14 protein-coding genes, 1 tRNA gene and 2 pseudogenes are annotated in these 17,230 nt (G+C 62.6%); 7 read left to right on the forward strand and 10 right to left on the reverse strand.

The features are described 5' to 3' along the window. Positions 1 to 3 precede the first annotated feature (3 nt). Both fadB and IAE36_RS12430 read right to left on the reverse strand, forming a co-directional pair. Positions 4 to 2,151: a fatty acid oxidation complex subunit alpha FadB gene (gene fadB / locus IAE36_RS12425; protein WP_201212665.1), complete on the reverse strand. Its 2,148-nt coding sequence runs from the start codon at positions 2,149 to 2,151 to the stop codon at positions 4 to 6. A 409-nt stretch (positions 2,152 to 2,560) separates the two neighbouring features. After that, positions 2,561 to 2,998, reverse strand: a complete 438-nt coding sequence (locus IAE36_RS12430; protein WP_201212667.1) for a hypothetical protein — start codon at positions 2,996 to 2,998, stop codon at positions 2,561 to 2,563. 110 nt (positions 2,999 to 3,108) lie between these two features. Here IAE36_RS12430 and IAE36_RS12435 point away from each other — a divergent pair, with 110 nt between their 5' ends. Beyond that, on the forward strand, positions 3,109 to 3,549 hold the full coding sequence (locus IAE36_RS12435) for a universal stress protein (RefSeq protein ID WP_028632467.1): 441 nt from the start codon (positions 3,109 to 3,111) through the stop codon (positions 3,547 to 3,549). 63 nt (positions 3,550 to 3,612) lie between these two features. Here IAE36_RS12435 and IAE36_RS12440 read toward each other — a convergent pair whose 3' ends face one another. After that, entirely contained in the window at positions 3,613 to 5,541 is a 1,929-nt protein-coding gene (locus IAE36_RS12440) for an ATP-binding cassette domain-containing protein (protein WP_201212668.1), read from the reverse strand. Positions 5,542 to 5,763: 222 nt separating this feature from the next. On the opposite strand from IAE36_RS12440, the gene IAE36_RS12445 reads away from it, so the two are divergent. After that, positions 5,764 to 7,689 carry a transglycosylase SLT domain-containing protein gene (locus tag IAE36_RS12445; RefSeq protein WP_201212670.1) on the forward strand — a complete coding sequence of 642 codons (1,926 nt, stop codon included), beginning with the start codon at positions 5,764 to 5,766 and terminating at the stop codon, positions 7,687 to 7,689. A gap of 37 nt (positions 7,690 to 7,726) precedes the next feature. On the opposite strand, the gene IAE36_RS12450 is transcribed toward IAE36_RS12445, so the two are convergent. Both IAE36_RS12450 and IAE36_RS12455 read right to left on the reverse strand, forming a co-directional pair. Next, positions 7,727 to 8,527: an MOSC domain-containing protein gene (locus IAE36_RS12450; RefSeq protein WP_201212673.1), complete on the reverse strand. Its 801-nt coding sequence runs from the start codon at positions 8,525 to 8,527 to the stop codon at positions 7,727 to 7,729. Between the two features lie 55 nt (positions 8,528 to 8,582). Then, positions 8,583 to 9,518, reverse strand: coding sequence for a chemotaxis protein CheV (locus IAE36_RS12455; protein WP_060482173.1), 936 nt, complete (start codon positions 9,516 to 9,518; stop codon positions 8,583 to 8,585). A gap of 349 nt (positions 9,519 to 9,867) precedes the next feature. Between IAE36_RS12455 and IAE36_RS12460 the strand changes: the two are divergent. The 3 genes and pseudogenes from IAE36_RS12460 to IAE36_RS12470 all read left to right on the forward strand — a co-directional run. Continuing rightward, positions 9,868 to 10,278: pseudogene (locus tag IAE36_RS12460) on the forward strand (histidine kinase); the annotation flags it as partial. Positions 10,279 to 10,632: 354 nt separating this feature from the next. Beyond that, complete coding sequence (locus IAE36_RS12465; RefSeq protein ID WP_060482172.1) at positions 10,633 to 11,529, forward strand: sensor histidine kinase; 897 nt, start codon at positions 10,633 to 10,635, stop codon at positions 11,527 to 11,529. Next, complete coding sequence (locus IAE36_RS12470) at positions 11,519 to 12,178, forward strand: response regulator (RefSeq protein WP_201212675.1); 660 nt, start codon at positions 11,519 to 11,521, stop codon at positions 12,176 to 12,178. Before IAE36_RS12465 ends, IAE36_RS12470 begins: the two co-directional genes overlap by 11 nt. On the opposite strand, the gene yegS is transcribed toward IAE36_RS12470, so the two are convergent. The 3 genes from yegS to moaB all read right to left on the reverse strand — a co-directional run bounded on the left by yegS (position 12,162) and on the right by moaB (position 14,901). Next, positions 12,162 to 13,049: a lipid kinase YegS gene (gene yegS / locus IAE36_RS12475; protein WP_201212677.1), complete on the reverse strand. Its 888-nt coding sequence runs from the start codon at positions 13,047 to 13,049 to the stop codon at positions 12,162 to 12,164. The two genes, IAE36_RS12470 and yegS, sit on opposite strands and share 17 nt — an antisense overlap. A 102-nt stretch (positions 13,050 to 13,151) precedes the next feature. Further along, positions 13,152 to 14,378, reverse strand: a complete 1,227-nt coding sequence (locus tag IAE36_RS12480) for a molybdopterin molybdotransferase MoeA (RefSeq protein ID WP_328822862.1) — start codon at positions 14,376 to 14,378, stop codon at positions 13,152 to 13,154. Beyond that, positions 14,362 to 14,901 (reverse strand): molybdenum cofactor biosynthesis protein B, encoded by a 540-nt coding sequence (moaB, locus tag IAE36_RS12485; protein ID WP_028632458.1) that lies wholly within the window; start codon positions 14,899 to 14,901, stop codon positions 14,362 to 14,364. Before moaB ends, IAE36_RS12480 begins: the two co-directional genes overlap by 17 nt. Positions 14,902 to 15,087: 186 nt before the next feature. Between moaB and IAE36_RS12490 the strand changes: the two genes are divergently transcribed. After that, on the forward strand, positions 15,088 to 15,309 hold the full coding sequence (locus IAE36_RS12490; protein ID WP_028632457.1) for a YgdI/YgdR family lipoprotein: 222 nt from the start codon (positions 15,088 to 15,090) through the stop codon (positions 15,307 to 15,309). 81 nt (positions 15,310 to 15,390) lie between these two features. Further along, positions 15,391 to 15,467 (forward strand) — tRNA-Pro (locus IAE36_RS12495). A 66-nt stretch (positions 15,468 to 15,533) separates the two neighbouring features. On the opposite strand, the gene IAE36_RS24075 is transcribed toward IAE36_RS12495, so the two are convergent. Both IAE36_RS24075 and IAE36_RS24080 read right to left on the reverse strand, forming a co-directional pair. Continuing rightward, the gene (locus tag IAE36_RS24075; RefSeq protein WP_442967453.1) at positions 15,534 to 16,301 is read right to left on the reverse strand and encodes a methyl-accepting chemotaxis protein; all 768 of its coding nucleotides are present in this window, start codon (positions 16,299 to 16,301) and stop codon (positions 15,534 to 15,536) included. Positions 16,302 to 16,418: 117 nt separating this feature from the next. After that, positions 16,419 to 17,153 (reverse strand): annotated as a pseudogene (locus tag IAE36_RS24080) (HAMP domain-containing protein); the annotation flags it as partial. Positions 17,154 to 17,230 lie beyond the last annotated feature (77 nt).

Genomic DNA, 17,230 nt, shown 5'->3' on the forward strand with positions numbered 1-17,230 from the left:
CGCTCAGTTGAAGAAGCGCTGGCCAGTCTTGGCCATTTCACGCAGCTTGGCGGTCGGGTGGTACAGCGGGCCCAGATCGGCGTAGCGATCGGCCAGGGCAACGAATTCGGCCACACCGATGGCGTCGATGTACCGCAGCGCACCACCCCGGAAGGGCGGGAAGCCAATACCGTAAACCAGGCCCATGTCCGCTTCGGCGGCGGTTTCGACGATACCGTCCTCCAGGCAGCGCACGGTTTCCAGGCACAGCGGGATCATCATCCAGTTGACGATGTCCTCGTCGGTGACCTCACGCTGCTCGAATACCACAGGCTTGAGCACGTCGAGCACCGTGGCGTCAGCCACCTTCTTCGGCTTGCCACGCTTGTCGGTTTCGTAGGCATAGAAGCCCTTACCGTTCTTCTGGCCGAGGCGGTTGGCGTCGTAGAGGGCATCCACCGCCGAACGACGGTCGTCCTTCATGCGGTCCGGGAAGCCCTCGGCCATCACGTCACGGCCGTGGTGGCCAGTGTCGATGCCAACCACGTCCATCAGGTAGGCCGGGCCCATGGGCCAGCCGAATTTCTCCATGACCTTGTCGATGCGCACGAAGTCGACGCCAGCGCTGACCAGCTTGGCGAAGCCGCCGAAGTAAGGGAACAGCACGCGGTTGACCAGGAAGCCCGGGCAGTCATTGACCACAATCGGGTTCTTGCCCATTTTCTTGGCGTACGCCACGGTGGTAGCGACCGCAACGTCACTGGACTTCTCGCCACGGATCACTTCTACCAGCGGCATCATGTGAACCGGGTTGAAGAAGTGCATGCCAACGAAGTTTTCCGGGCGTTTCAGCGCTTTTGCCAGCAGGTTGATGGAGATGGTCGAAGTGTTCGAGGCCAGGATGGCATCGTCACCCACATGCCCCTCTACCTCGGCCAGCACGGCCTGCTTCACCTTGGGGTTCTCCACGACTGCCTCGACCACGATGTCGACATGGCCAAAGTCACCGTAGGACAAGGTAGGGCGAATGGCATTGAGCGCTTCCGCCATCTTGGCCGGGGTCAGGCGGCCCTTCTCCACGCGGTTGCCCAGCAGCTTGGAGGCCTCGTTCAGGCCCAGCTGGATGGCTTCCTCGCGGATATCCTTCATCAGGATAGGCGTGCCTTTTACCGCCGACTGGTAGGCGATGCCGCCCCCCATGATGCCAGCACCGAGCACGGCGGCCTGCTTCACGTCATGGGCGATTTCATCATGGGCCTTGGCCTTGCGCTTGAGCTCCTGGTCGTTCAGGAACAGGCCGATGAGGCTTTCGGCAACCGAGGTCTTGGCGAGCTTGGCAAAGCCTGCTGCCTCCACTTCCAGCGCCTTGTCACGGCCGAAGTTGGCCGCCTTCTGAATGGTCTTGATGGCCTCGACAGGGGCCGGGTAGTTCGGGCCTGCCTGGCCGGCGACGAAGCCCTTGGCGGTTTCGAACGCCATCATCTGCTCGATGGCATTGAGCTTGAGCTTCTCAAGCTTCGGCTGGCGCTTGGCCTTGAAGTCCAGTTCGCCACCAATCGCGCGCTTGATCAGGTCGAGCGCGCCCGCCATCAGCAGCTCAGGCGCAACCACAGCGTCTACGGCACCCACTTTGAGTGCGTCTTCGGCACGGTTTTCCTTGCCGGCGGCGATCCACTCGATGGCATTGTCCGAGCCGATCAGGCGCGGCAGCCGTACGGTACCGCCAAAGCCTGGGTAGATGCCGAGCTTGACTTCCGGCAGGCCGATACGGGCACTGGTGGACATGACCCGGTAATCGGCGGCCAGGCACATTTCCAGGCCACCGCCCAGGGCGATACCGTTGATGGCGGCCACGGTGGGTACTTCGAGGTCTTCGAAGGCGTTGAAGATGCGGTTGGCTTCCAGGTTGCCGGCGACCAGTTCGGCCTCGGGCAGCTTGAAGTTGTCGACGAACTCGGTGATGTCGGCGCCGACGATGAACACGTCCTTGCCACTGCTGACGATCACGCCCTTGACCGAGGCGTCGGCCCGGATGGCATCGACGGCCTGGCTAAGCTCGCTCAGGGTAAGGCGGTTGAACTTGTTGACGGACTCACCCTTGAGGTCGAACTTGAGTTCGACGATGCCACTTTCAAGAGCCTTAACCGTGATGGCTTTACCTTCGTAAATCATCAACTGATCTCCACGATATGGAAGCTGAACTGTACACGCCGATCACTGCAGCAAAAGCAGGCTCGCCTGCCCTGCCCCAGGCACACCCGTCAGCGCGCTCGCCGGGGCATGAATTGGCGCAGTGCCATACAAACGCTCAATTCATACGCCCGTTTGATTTGGGTGTGCACACATTCTCCGAAAAGGTCAGCGTTGTCAAATGCTGCCGAACGGGTCGAAAACGCGACTTTCCGGTCATTTTGTACCGGCCTGATACGAACGATGATGACAATGATCGAGGTGCATTCACGTCAGCGATTGACCACACTCAGGCCCGGGGGCTGCATGTGAGTCTGGGTATTACAAACCGGAAGCGGCAGATGCCGGCCCAGGTGGGACCGTGGCATCAGTGCAAGTGAGGGGGTGAGGATCAGGCGAGGGTTTCGAGCACGTGAGCAACATCTTGCAATACAGCGCTATCACCGCGTTCGGTCCAGTACAGGGCGATCATTTGCGCGTTTGCCTCGACCTTGTACACGCTGGCAGGCAGCCGGGCCAGCGCGTCCACAAAACGTGGATCCTCACACGGTTCGCGCCACTGGTTCCACCACACGCCCGGGCTGACCTGCCAGAAGCTGAAGCTGTCCTGGTGACCACGCCGACGGGCCCGATGGTATTGCGGACAAGGGCTTGGCGGTTGCCGCTCAAGCCAATGCGGCCACTGCTGCGGCGCCAGTTGCATGGCCAGGCCCATGCGGCGGGCCTCCAGGCGCAGGCGCATCTGCTCGCTCTGCTGGCGCGACGAGCGCAGCCAGGAAAGCGGGCTGAGAATCAGCGCAAGGATTGACACCACCAGCAATACCGTCATATCAGTAGTTCCCATAAAACGTTGCAAATGAGCCGGTTAGCCATTTTTCACGGAAGACCCGCCCGAAAGCGACCATACTTCATCTAATGCGATTGTCTGGAGTACAGCTCATGATCTATGAACATCTTCTGGTCGCCGTCGACCTGACTGAAGAATGCGACCCGGTGATCAAGCGCGCCATGGCCCTGGCCGCCCCGTCCAACGCCAAGGTATCCCTGGTGCACATCGTCGAGCCTATGGCGATGGCCTTTGGGGGGGATGTACCCATGGACCTGTCGCAGCTGCAACAACAGCAGTTCGACCAGGCCAAGGAGCGCATGGACCGCCTGTTCGCCAAGTACCCGGACATCAACCGCGGCGACTCGCACCTGACCTACGGCCAGCCCCGGCAAGAAATCCACCAACTGGCCAAAGAGCAGCAGTGCGACCTGATCGTGGTTGGCAGCCATGGCCGCCATGGCCTGGCGCTGTTGCTGGGTTCCACTGCCAATGACGTGCTGCATGGCGCACCGTGCGACGTACTGGCGGTCCGCTTGCTGAAAAAAGATTGACGGGCTGTACGCAGGCCCTGACGCCGGCATGCTGGCGCGCAGGGCCCTACAGCTTGATGCTGGTCAGCCTTCGAGCTCAGCCCAGCGCTCCACCAGCACATCCAGCTCGGCCTGCAGCTTTTCGATACGGGCGAGCACGGCCGACGTTTCTGCGATGGGCCGCTGATAGAACCCCGCCGCACTCACCTCTTCCTGGGCCTCGGCCATGCGCTGCTCCAGCGCATCGATCTGTCCTGGCAGCATTTCCAGCTCTCGCTGCAGCTTGTAGCTGAGCTTCTTCTTCGACGTGTCCTCGGCCACTGGCGCGGCGACAGGTGCGGGCTTGGCCTCCACCTTTTCCACCACCGCGCTGTTGAGCGCCGACTTGCCGCCCTTGCTCTCCGTCACGCCCAGCAGCTTGGGGGAACCGCCTTGGCGGATCCAGTCCTCGTAGCCACCCACGTACTCGCGCACCTTGCCGTCACCCTCGAAGACCAGGGTGCTGGTGACCACGTTGTCGAGGAATGCCCGGTCGTGGCTGACCATCAGCACGGTGCCCTTGTAGTTGGAGAGCACCTCTTCAAGCAGCTCGAGGGTTTCAACGTCCAGGTCGTTGGTCGGTTCGTCCAGCACCAGCAGGTTGGCCGGCTTGCTGAACAGCTTGGCCAGCAGCAAACGCGCGCGCTCGCCGCCGGACAACGCTTTTACCGGGGTGCGTGCACGCTGAGGGCTGAACAGGAAGTCGCCCAGATAGCTCAGCACGTGGCGGTTCTGGCCGTCGATCTCGATGAAATCACGGCCTTCTGCCAGGTTGTCGATAACGGTCTTTTCAAGTTCCAGCTGGTGACGCATCTGGTCAAAGTAGGCCACTTCCAGCTTGGTGCCCCGCTCGACTTTGCCCGAGGTAGGTTCAAGGTCACCGAGCATCAGCTTGAGCAAGGTGGTTTTGCCGGTACCGTTGGCACCCAGCAGGCCGATGCGGTCTTCGCGCTGCAGCACCATGGAGAAATCACTGACCAGCAGCGGCCCGTCGGGGTGGGCGAAGCTGACATGCTCCAGCACCATCACCTGCTTGCCCGACTTCTCAGCCGATTCGATCTGGATATTCGCTTTGCCCTGGCGCTCGCGGCGCTCACCACGTTCCACACGCAGCGCCTTCAACGCCCGTACTCGCCCTTCGTTACGGGTGCGACGGGCCTTGATGCCCTGGCGGATCCATACCTCTTCCTGGGCCAGGCGCTTGTCGAACAGGGCGTTGGCGGTTTCCTCGGCGGCCAGGGCTGCTTCCTTGTGCACCAGGAAGCTGGCGTAGTCGCCGTTCCAGTCGATCAGGCCACCCCGATCAAGCTCGAGAATGCGGGTTGCCAGGTTCTGCAGGAACGAACGGTCGTGGGTGATGAACAGCACCGCACCGTTGAAGCCGCGCAGCGCCTCTTCAAGCCAGGCGATGGCGCCGATGTCCAGGTGGTTGGTAGGCTCGTCGAGCAGCAGCAGGTCGGGCTCCGACACCAGGGCCTGGGCCAGCAGCACACGACGGCGCCAGCCGCCGGACAACTCGGCCAGGGTCTTGTCTGCCGGCAACTGCAGGCGGCTGAGGGTACTCTCCACCACCTGCTGCAGGCGCCACCCGTCACGGACCTCGAGCTCGTGCTGGACGTGCATGAGCTTCTCCAGGTCTTCGTCACCCTGGATGTTCATGCTCAGGTGGTGGAACTGCGCCAGCAGCTCGCCAACGCCGTCAAGCCCGGCGGCGACCACATCAAACACGGTGCGCTCGTCGGCTACCGGCAGTTCCTGGGGCAGCTCGCCGATCTTCAGGCCTGGTGCGCGCCAGATCTCGCCGTCGTCGCCTTTCTGCTCGCCCTTGACCAGGCGCAGCATGCTGGACTTGCCGGTGCCATTGCGGCCGATGATGCACACCCGCTCGCCACGAGCGATCTGCCAGGACACCTTGTCCAGCAGCGGCATGGCGCCGAATGCGAGGGACACATCGCTGAATTTGAGCAGGGTCATGTTCGTCTCCATAAATCGGGCGCGCATTCTACCTGAGTTGGCGGTTGGCCGACATCCGAATGCCCCTGCGCCAGCCACCAGACGACACCTGGTCGAACTTAATATCCCGATACAAGCACAGTGCTTTCACCCACCGCCGGCAAACGGCTAAGCTAGGGCCATAGCTTCCGACAGTGCTGGCTCCGCCTTCACTTCCCCATGGTTCAACTGCCCGGACGTATCATGCGCAGCCGCCTGTTACAAATTGCTTCCTGCCTGTTGCTCACTTCTGCCACCTGCACGGCCCAGGCCACCGACATTACCGTGCAACGCCAGTATTTCGATGAGGCCAAGCGCGCCCTGGCCAAGGGCGACAAAGGCCCGTACCTGCGTTATGCCGATGCCTTGAGCGATTACCCGCTCACGCCTTACCTCGCCTATGACGAACTCACCGCGCGCCTGAAAACCGCCAGCAACGAGGAAATCGAGCAGTTCCTGGCCAAACACGGCGACCTGCCCCAGGCCAACTGGATGAAACTGCGCTGGTTACGCTGGCTGGCAGAGCGCGGCGAATGGCAGCCCTTCGTCAAATACTACGACCCCAAGCTCAACTTTACCGAACTGGATTGCCTGAACGGCCAGTACCAGCTCAGCCATGGCCTGCGCGCCGAGGGCTTTGCCACCGCCGACAAACTGTGGAGCGTCGGCAAGTCGCAGCCCGCGGCCTGCGATACCTTGTTCGCCATGTGGGCAGCAGAGGGCCAGCTCACAGAAGCCAAGCGTTGGGAGCGCACCAAGCTGGCCGCACAAGTGCGCAATTACGCACTGGCCAACAACCTGGTCAAGACCCTCACCACCCTGGGCCCACAAGGGCGGTTGCTGGTGGATGTGGCGCAAAAACCCGAACTGCTCAACCAGCCGTCACGCTTCGCCCCGGCCGACGACGCCATGTCCGACGTGGTCAGCCTTGGCCTGCGCCGGCTCGCCCGGCAAGACCCCGAGCGGGCCATGGCATTGCTCGACGACTACGCCCAGCGCATGCACTTCTCCCGCGACGAAAAGGTCGCCATCGCCCGGGAAATCGGCTTGACCCTGGCCCGCCGCTACGACCCCCGCGCGCTGGACCTGATGACCCGCTACGACCCGGAACTGCGCGACGACACGGTCAGCGAATGGCGCTTGCGACTGCTGCTGCGCCTTGGCCGCTGGGAGGATGCCTACCAGCTGACCAAGCGCCTGCCCAAGGACCTGGCCCAGAGCAGCCGCTGGAAGTACTGGCAGGCACGCAGCCTGGAGCTTGCGCAACCCAACAACCCGCAGGTTCCACTGCTGTACAAGAACGTGTCCCGTGAACGCGACTTCTACGGGTTCCTCGCCGCAGACCGCGCTCAAACGCCGTATCAACTGAACAACAAGCCGCTGGCGCTCAGCCCGCAGCTGGTCAACAAGGTCCGCAACACCCCTGGGATCCGCCGAGCGCTGGAGTTCCATGCCCGGGGGCAGATCGTCGAAGGCCGGCGCGAGTGGTACCACGTCAGCCGGCACTTCAACCGTGACGAAATGGTCGCGCAGGCGCGCCTTGGCTACGACTTGCGCTGGTACTTCCCGGCCATTCGCACCATCAGCCAGGCCAAATACTGGGATGACCTGGACATCCGCTTCCCCATGGCCCACCGCGACACCCTGGTGCGCGAGGCCAAGGTGCGCGGCCTGCATTCCAGCTGGGTATTCGCTATTACCCGGCAGGAAAGCGCCTTCATGGAAGATGCGCGCTCACCCGTGGGTGCCAGCGGGCTGATGCAGCTGATGCCCGCCACGGCGAAGGAAACCGCACGCAAGTTCAGCATCCCCCTGGCCTCCCCCGCCCAGGTACTCAACCCGGACAAGAACATTCAGCTGGGCGCTGCCTACCTCAGCCAGGTGCACAGCCAGTTCAACGGCAACCGGGTGCTGGCCTCCGCCGCCTACAACGCAGGGCCGGGGCGCGTGCGGCAGTGGTTGAAGGGTGCCAAGCACCTGAGCTTCGATGTGTGGGTGGAGTCCATCCCGTTCGATGAAACCCGCCAGTACGTGCAGAACGTGCTGTCGTACTCCGTCATCTACGGGCAGAAACTGAACGCGCCGCAGCCATTGGTGGACTGGCACGAGCGCTATTTCGACGACATGTAAATACCCGCCCTGTAGCGGCGGCCCAACCGGGCCGCTGCTACAACACCTCCACTGGCATCCCCACTTCCAGGTAGCCGCAGCCGTCGGCCGCCAGGTTCTGACCGAACAACACATCGCCTTCTTTCTGGCGGAAGGTTTTCAGGGTAGTCATCGGCTCGCGGTCAGGGCTGCGCTCACCGGTGGCCGGGTCGATGGTGGTGAAGATACAGCGCACACTCGGCTTGAGTACCCGGAACTCCAGGCTACCGATGCGAATACGCTCCCAGCCATCTTCGGCAAAGGCTTCGGCGCCCTGCACGACCAGGTTCGGCCGAAACCGCAGCATCTCCATCGGGCGGCCAACGCGCTGGTTGAGGGCATCCAGGGAGGCCTGACCAATCAGCAAAAGCGCAAAACCATCGGCAAAGGCCGCGCGGTCGGCGTTGGTGCCGTACCCATTGGGCAGGTAACGGGCTCGCTTCTCCGGGCAGTGCACCAGCCGTACCTTCACGCCCAGCCACTGGCTGAGCCAGGCAGCCGCAGCGTCGCCGGCGTCCGGCACGCGGAACGTGTCACGCCACAGGGTAACCCCGCGCAAATCCACATCGGCCTCAGGTACCGGCACCTGCAACAGCGCCTGGCCGGGGGCGCGCAGCAACAGCGTGCCGTTGCCCTCGTCAATGGCCTGTAACTGCCCCAATTGTGGCCAGGCGCGCTGGGTGAGGAAGCGCCCGTTTTCTTCCGCCACCACCATCCAGCGGCGGTCACCTTGCAAACCCAGCAGCCCCACCTGCGATGAAAGCAGGCGCTGCGCCTGCCCGGACTTCACGGGGTACCGGTACAACTCACTGAGAAACATCCCTGCCGCCTCACGTCGCGTCAAACGTCAAGCTTATACCGCACTGGCCCAAGGTTCACGCTGGCGTGGTGTCCAGCAACAGACGCTGCTTGACCACATCCACCAGGCGATCCGGCTGGAACTTGGACAGGAAATTGTCGCAACCCACCTTCTTCACCATCGACTCGTTGAAGCTGCCCGACAGGGACGTGTGCAGCACCACGTAGAGCTTGCGCAGCCGTGCGTCGTCGCGGATCTCGGTGGTCAGGCGGTAGCCGTCCATTTCCGGCATCTCGGCGTCGGTGAACACCATCAGCAACTTCTCGTACACATCTTCACCGGCATCTGCCCAGCCCTTGAGCATGCGCAGTGCCTTGAGGCCATCGCTCGCCACGTGCAACTTCATACCCAGTTGGGACAAGGTGTCGCGCAACTGCGCAAGGGCAACACTGGAGTCATCCACCAGCAACACCTCGCGGCCTCGGGCCCTGGCGAGCACCGGGTCGGCCAGTTTGTCACCCGAAACCCGTGCGTTGTAAGGCACGATCTCAGCCAGTACCTTCTCGACATCGATCACCTCGACCAGTTTGTCGTCGACCTTGGTGATGGCGGTCAGGTAATGCTGGCGCCCGGCGCTGGTGGGCGGCGGCATGATCGACTCCCAGTTGAGGTTGACGATGCGGTCGACGCCCCCTACCAGAAACGCCTGCACCGAGCGGTTGTATTCGGTGACGATGATGGTGCTGTCCGGCCCAGGCTGCAGGGGGCGCATGCCAATCGCCTGGGACAGGTCGATCACCGGCAGGGTTTGCCCGCGCAGGTTTACCACACCGCACACGAAGGCGTGGCGCTGAGGCATCAGGGTAAGCTTGGGCAGTTGCAGCACCTCCTGAACCTTGAAAACGTTGATCGCGAAAAGCTGGCGCCCGGCCAGCCGAAACATGAGAATTTCCAGGCGGTTCTCACCTACCAGTTGCGTACGTTGGTCTACCGTGTCGAGAATGCCAGCCATTGGAGAGCCCCCAGGCGTATTGCGAAAAAAATTGGGATATTGAAGCTGTATCGGCGGCGTCACCTGCATCTTGACCCCTGCAGTATGCTGCCCTTACCGGCAATTGATATCACTTTACCACCATGCTTAACTGCGGACCCCCGCAGATCTCGCCGGCGGTATGAAAGTTCCTTCCCTGAGCCCGCCATCAGGGAAACCCCTAGTGGCAATCGGGCGCAACCTGATGTTCGCAATATCCTTTAGCCATTAATGTGACGCCATTCTCACTGCATGAATGGAGTCAGGCTTTGCTAGCTACCGTAACGGCGTGCCCGTCCCCTGCGCCTGTCCCGCGCGTGGAGACCTCGTGATGGACAGTGCCTTACCGTTCAATGACGCCCTCCAATGCTTTCTGGTGGACGCCCAGGTGCTGCTGACACGGGCACAGGAATGCCTGCATCACCTGGAACTGATTGAAAACGACCCCGATGCCTGCCACTGCCTGGATGACACCCTCGACGGGCTCGCCCGGCACGCCAATCACCTGGGGCTGCGTGAAGTGGCCTACTACACCGCCTCCCTGCACGAGGTACTTGCACCGGCCTGCCAACGTGCCTGCCTGCAGCCCGAGGCGCTGCCAGCAGCAACGGCGTGCCTGACACTGCTGGCCTGGCAGCTTGAACTGGTCGACCTGCACACGGGGCGGCTGAACCTGGACATCGGCGAACAACTGGTGCTGTTGGGCGAGCTGGCAAAGGTGGTGCAACCCGGCTGCCCAGCGACTTCACACTAAGCAGTACAAAGTTCAACTTGGCCGCTAGTAAGAGACGCTCGCCGGGGATGAACTTGTAAAGTTGAAGTCCGTGTTTCGGAAAGTTGCAAGGAAAGTGCGTAGAACATGGTCGATGGATGGCATTTTGCTACTCGTCATGCCCAACGCAAACAGCCTCTACCGTCAACGGCCAGCGGCGACCACCTGAATACGAAGTGTTAGTATGCGCCCCCAAAACGCTTGCAACTTGAAGAAAGGTTGAAAGATCACGTGGTTGAAAAAACATCGAAAGTACTGCGCCAAAGCCTCTGAGCTGCACTGTGCAAGGCCTCCATCAGCAATACTTCAGTGGCTTCCCTACCTATGTTCCCACGCTTGATGACTTCTTTGCGTTGCCACTCCCCGTCCGCCCTGCTGTGCTGGGCAACGGCAGTGCTGTGCCTGGCCTCGTGCGGCGCTCACCTGGCGCTTTACCTGCTTCATCAGCCCATCCCCTCAAGCCTGATGGTGCTGCAGCTGGCCACGGCGCTGTGCGCCGCGCTGCAACTGGGGGTGGGTGCCAGGTGCATCAGTTTGCGGCCTGCAGAGCTGGCTGAGCGAATGCTGAAAGTGCAGGAAACTGAGCGTCAGCACCTGGGCCGGGAGCTGCATGACGACATTGGCCAGCTGTTGACTGCAGCCAAGTTGCAACTGCAATGGCTGCAGCGGCGCTTGCCCTCCGAGTTGCAAAGCCATTGTGACGCCCTGCGCAGTACACTGGACGACACCTTGGGCAACGTGCGCGATGTTTCTGCACTTTTGAACCCTCGGCAACTGGCCAGCCTGGGCCTTGAGGCCAGCCTGCGCGCGCACTTGGTGCGCACATTGCGCAGCAGTGGCGTGCACTGGAGCCTGGCCTGCAAACAGCGCCTGGGGGGCATCGACGAGGTGGTCGCCATGGCGGTGTTCCGGATCACCCAGGAGGCCGTCACCAATATGCTGCGACACGCACAGGCCCGTAACCTGGTCGTCCGCCTGCAACGTACTGCGGCGGGGCTGGCGCTGTCGATTCACGACGACGGCTGCGGGTTCACCCCTGCAAAGCACCCTGCCCTGGCAGGCCAACGCGGCCTGGCCGGCATGCTGGAGCGGGTAACGGCGTTGCAGGGCAGCCTCGACATCATCAGCGAGCCAGGCCGGGGGGTACGCATAGAGGCGGTGTTCCCATGGCCTGCGCGCACCCGGCAACGGGCAGGAAGAGCGGCTGCCCATGACCTGTAGACTGCTGCTTGTAGACGATCACTCGCTGATCCGTGCCGGGGTCAGAGCCTTGGTGGGCGATATACCGGGCTACGAAGTGATTGGCGAGGCCGATGACGGCAGCCAGCTGCTGGACCAGGTACGCACCCTGAACCCGGACATCATCCTGCTGGACATTTCGATGCGCTCGACCAGCGGCCTGGATGCACTCACCCAGCTACGCGCCAGCGGCAGCCCCTGCCGGGTGCTGATCCTGTCCATGCACACAGACCCGGACCTGATCATGCGCGCACTTGAAAGCGGTGCTCATGGTTACCTGCTCAAGGACACCAGCGCCACCGAGCTGGAACAGGCGCTGGGGGCGGTGCGCAGTGGTGAGCGCTACCTCAGCCCAGCCATTGCACATACCGTGATCAACCAGGCGCTGCGGCACAGCAGGCACGGCAAGCATGCGGCGTGCGATCGCCACAACCTCACCGCCCGGCAGTTGGAAATTCTGCGCCTGATCGTGCGTGGCAAATCGACCCGCGAAATAGCAGCCGGCCTTGGTCTTTCGATCAAGACCGTGGAAACTCACCGTTCCCAAGTGATGAAACGCCTGCAGATCCATGACGTGGCCGGGCTGGTGCTGTTCGCCGTGCGCGAGAAAATTATCAGCCTGGATGACTGAGCAGCGGCGAGGCACTGGGCAGGTGCAGGCGCAAGGTCGCAGGTTTTGCTGCAAAGCGCAGGCTGTCTGCCTTCAGGGGCTCACCGTCCAGGTTAATGTCCAGCCCCTGCGAACTCTTCACCTCGACCCACGGCAGCCTCGCCCTGATGAACAACCCTTCGCCCCCGAAAAGATCACGCAGGGCGCCCACCACCTCGGTGGGTGCTGGCAGGATGGCGATATCCAGCAGGCCGTCATTGACCACCGCTTCGGGGCATAGCACCTGCCCCCCGCCGGCTTGACGGCCATTGCCGATACCGAGGGCCAGCAAATCCCCTTGCCAGTGGAAATCCGGCCCCTGCAGTTCGACGGACGCGGCCTGCAGCTCACTGAACCGCGATAACCCGGTAAACAGATAGGCTGCAGCGCCGAGCACCTTTTTCAGGTCCTCAGAGGTGCTGGCCGTGACCTGGCTGCCGAAGCCACCGGTCGCCATGTTCAGAAACAGCTGCTCGCCTACCTGGCCCAGGTCAATCGCCTGGGCAGGCTGGTTGAGCAGGGCCAGTGCCGCAGCAGGTTCCAGGGGGATACCGGCAGCCTTGGCAAAATCATTCGCGGTACCCAGCGGCAACAGCGCGAGGCTCGCCTGCGTGCCCGCCAGGCCCATGGCTTCAGCCACGTCGCGCAAGGTGCCATCGCCACCACCTGCAACGATGTGCGGGTAACCTGCAGCCAGCGCTTCGCCGACCAGGCGCTGGGCATCGCCACCCTCCCAGGTCACCCTGACATCCAACTGCCAGCCCGTGTCCCGCAGGGCATGCACGGCACTGCGCAGCTCTTCGTTCATCGCCTGCTTGCCGTGCAGGATCAGCATCGCCTTGCGCCCTTGCATGAAGGTGTCTCCGTGAAATTGACCGACCCTGATCTCGACCATTCGCAGCGCCTATTCGTTGCATGCACCCCCGAAAATAGCGGGTGCAGGCACCGAGGCCGCTCAGCCGAGCAATTCGCTGAAAGGAATGAACCGTACGCTGTCGCCCTGCTTCGGTGTGGTGCCCTCAAGCACCTCGACCAGGCCCTCGGCCCACACTGCGCTGCGCAGCACACCTGAACTCTGGTTTTTGTAGATACGCACCTGGCCTTGCTCGATGCGCGCACGCAGGTACTCCCGGCGGTTGCCAGGCTTGGGCCAGTCGAAGCCGGCCGGCATGGGGAAACTCAACGGGGTCACAGCGGCAACCCCTTGCCGGCGGAGCAGGTAAGGCCTGGCCAGCAGGCCGAAGGTGACCAGGGTGGAGGCCGGGTTACCCGGCAGGCCGATCACCGGCACACCCTGGAAATGGCCGAAAGTGAGCGGCTTGCCCGGTTTGATTGCCAGCTTCCACAGCGCCAATTCACCGGCCTCGCGCAGGGCAGCGCCCAGGTAGTCCGCCTCACCGACAGACACCCCACCGGTGGACAAGATCAGGTCGACATCCCTCAGGTCTGCGAGGCAGGCTCGCGTGCGCGCCAGGTCATCGGGCAGGATGCCAGCATCTACCACGTCGCAGCCCAAGCGCAGCAACCAGCTGAGCAACAGCTGGCGGTTGCTGTTGTAGATCTGCCCAGGCCCCAGCGGCAGGCCAGGCTCGACCAGCTCGTCACCTGTAGACAGTACGGCGACGCGCACTTTGCGCACCACATCCAGGTGCCCGTGCCCCAATGTCGCCGCAAGGCCCAACTCGATCGGCCCCAGCCGAGTGCCCGCAGCCATCACCTGCTCGCCCTTGCGGGTTTCCTGGCCTTGGGGACGAATGTTCTGCTGAGGGCTCAACGCCTGCAGAAAGGTGACACGGCCGTCATCGCCAAGCACGGCATTTTCCTGCATCTCCACACAGTCGGCGCCCTGCGGCACGGGTGCCCCGGTAAAAATGCGCGCACAGGTGCCTGGTTGCAAAGGCTGCGGGGCATGGCCGGCAAAAATCCGCTGGCTGACGGGTAGCGGCTGGCCCTGCCAGTCAGCCATGCGCAATGCGTACCCGTCCATGGCACTGTTGGGCCAAGGCGGCAGGTCGAGGGACGCCACCAGGTCGGTTGCCAGCACCCTGCCCTGTGCTTCGGCCAGTGCAACGGTCTGCACTTCGCGCAGCGGCGCAGCATCGGCCAACGCCAGCAATTGGTCGAGGGCCTGCTCCACTGGCATCAGCGCGCTGGCCTGAATCGCCTCAACCACGGCTTTCACAGGCCGCTGCCTGCTTCAGGTGGGGCACAAAATTGCACGGGCGATGCCGCGCATCAAGCTGCTCGGCCAGGATGCCGTCCCAGCCTGTGCGCACGGCATTGGTCGAGCCAGGCAGGCAGCACACCAGGGTGCCATTGGCAAGGCCGGCCAGGGCCCGCGACTGCACCGTCGATGTCCCGATATCAGCCACTGATATCTGCCGGAACAGCTCGCCAAAACCCTCTACCTGCTTGTCGAGCAGGCACGTGACTGCCTCTGGGGTGCTATCCCTGCCGGTGAAGCCGGTACCGCCGGTGATCAGCACCACTTGTACCTGGTCATCGGCGATCCAGGTGGCAACCTGCGCTCGGATCTTGTACAGGTCGTCCTTGAGCAGCACGCGTTCGGCCAGACGATGGCCTGCAGCGCTCAGCCGGTCAACGAAGACCTGGCCAGAGGTATCGGTGTCGAAGGTACGGGTATCGCTGACGGTGAGCACAGCAATGTTCAGCGGTACAAAGGGGGTATCTGCCTTGGCTTTCATGGGTATCCATCACAAGTACATGCAATGGCCGCAGTTATATCACAGCCCATGCGCCGGCAGAGGATGTGCCCTGCGCTTGCGCTGGATCAAGCAACGGCATTGCCGTTATGCTGCACTTGAAAGGAACTTGCACTAACGTCCCGCGTCTTAACTGTCATCTTGCACCATCGCACTTGGAGAACCACGATGATCAAACGGACCCTTCCCGCCTTCCTGCTCGCTGCGGGCATGGCCGCCCTCGCAGGCTGCTCGACCCCATCCGTCATTACCCTGAACGACGGCCGCGAAATTCAGGCAGTGGACAAACCGTCCTACGATGAAGACTCCGGCTTCTACGAATTCGAGCAGTTGGACGGCAAGCGCATGCGCTTGAACAAAGACCAGATCCGTACCGTCAAAGAGCTCTGAGCAGGCGCCCGATTTTGGCAAAGCCCCTTTTAACAACAAGGGCTTGCGTGCAAAATCGGGATGCAGTAGGATTTTGTTCATCGGAGTGTAGCGCAGCCAGGTAGCGCGTCTCGTTCGGGACGAGAAGGCCGCAGGTTCGAATCCTGTCTCTCCGACCAAATCCTTATCAAAAAGCCCGCCATGAGCGGGCTTTTTGTTGTGCCTTTCTTGTGGGTTGCAACGCCTCAGGCGCTGAGCCGCGAGGTCACCTGCGCCAATTGCCCAGATAACCCATGCAGGCGCTGGCCCGCTTGCTCGGTGTGTTGCACCGCCTGTTGGTTGGCGGTCGCGATGCGGGTGATTTCGACCAGGTTGCGGGAGATGTCCTCGGCCACACTGGTCTGCTCTTCAGCGGCCGTGGCAATTTGCCTGTTCATATCGCGAATGGCCTCGACGGCCAAGGTGATGCGCCGCAGCATCTGGCCCGCCTGCTGCACTTGCTCGGCACCCTCTTCGCTGCGCTGCTGGCCGCTTTGGATGGCCTTCACCGCTTCAACCGCACCACCCTGCACGGCGTCGATAATCTGATGGATCTCGGCAATCGAGGCAGCGGTGCGCTGCGCCAGGCTGCGCACCTCGTCCGCCACCACGGCAAAGCCACGCCCGGCCTCACCGGCCCGGGCCGCTTCGATAGCAGCGTTGAGGGCCAGCAGGTTGGTCTGCTCGGCGATACCACGGATGACCTCAAGCACTTTACCAATGCGTGCACTGTCGGTTTCCAGGTGGCGGATCACCGCCGCCGTGCCGGTAATTTCCCGGTTCACCATGCCGATGATGTCGATGGTCTGCTGCATCACCTGCTCACCCGCCTGGGCACCTTGGTCCGCGTCATCCGCTGCCCGCGCCGCCTCGGCGGCGTGCCGGGCAACTTCCTGGGCCGTGGCAGACATCTCGTGCATGGCGGTGGCGACCTGGTCGGTACGCTGGAACTGGTCTTCGGTACCGTTTGCCATCTCACTGGCAATGTGGCGCAGCTGGCCGCTGGCGTCCTCAAGCTCGTGGGCATTGCCCTTGAGCCGGCCAACGGTCTCGGCCAGAAAATCCCGCAAGGTGTTGGCGGCCTTCGCCAGGCGCCCCAGTTCATCCTGCCGGCGGCTTTCCACGCGGCCTTCGAACCGGCCTTGGCTGAGCTGAGCGACGTAGTCGATCAGTTGCCGTATAGGCTGGACCAGGCTGCGGTTCACCAGCCACAGGCTCAGCAGGCCTACCAGCAGTGTCGAGGCCAGCATCACCAGCAGGCCCAGCCAAACCGTACGTTCGGCACTGGCATTGATGACGCCGGCACGTTGGCCGGCCTCGGCACGCAACTGCTCGACAAGCTGGCTCATCTGCTCGCTGGCCGCGCGGTCTACGCCCTTCACCGCGAGGTCGCCGGCAAATGGGTCGCCCCCGGCGGCGATAAAGGCCTGACGCCCGCGCTCGTAGTCCTGCCCCAGTTGCAGGTGGCTGTCACGCAGTTGCTGCAGTGGCCCCTTCAAGCGGCTGTCACTGCGCTCGATCAATTGGTCCAGCAGTTGTTGCACCTGCTGTTCTCGCGCCTGGAACTGCTGCCAGTACTTGTCCATATCCGCAGGCTGACGCCCGCGCAGCAGCACGTTCTTCCATTCCTGCACCTGAATCTTGAACTGAAGATTGGCCTCTTCGATCATCTGGGAGGCCTGCAGTGGCCCGTCCACCAATTGGGCATAGCTTCGAACGCTGGAAGACAGGAACTGAAAGCACACCAGCGCGATCAGCAGCATGGCCGCCAGGCTACCGCCCAGCATCAGCAGAATCTGCACCTTGAGGGATTTGCTAAACATCATGCATCTCAAAACAGGAAGGGAAGAAACGGCGCGCGCTCGCGACACCCGTCTAGACACTCCCTGTCCCGGAAGGCAGG

It is taken from the genome of Pseudomonas sp. S36, from assembly GCF_016647875.1.
GTDB classification, from domain to species: Bacteria; Pseudomonadota; Gammaproteobacteria; order Pseudomonadales; family Pseudomonadaceae; genus Aquipseudomonas; species Aquipseudomonas parafulva.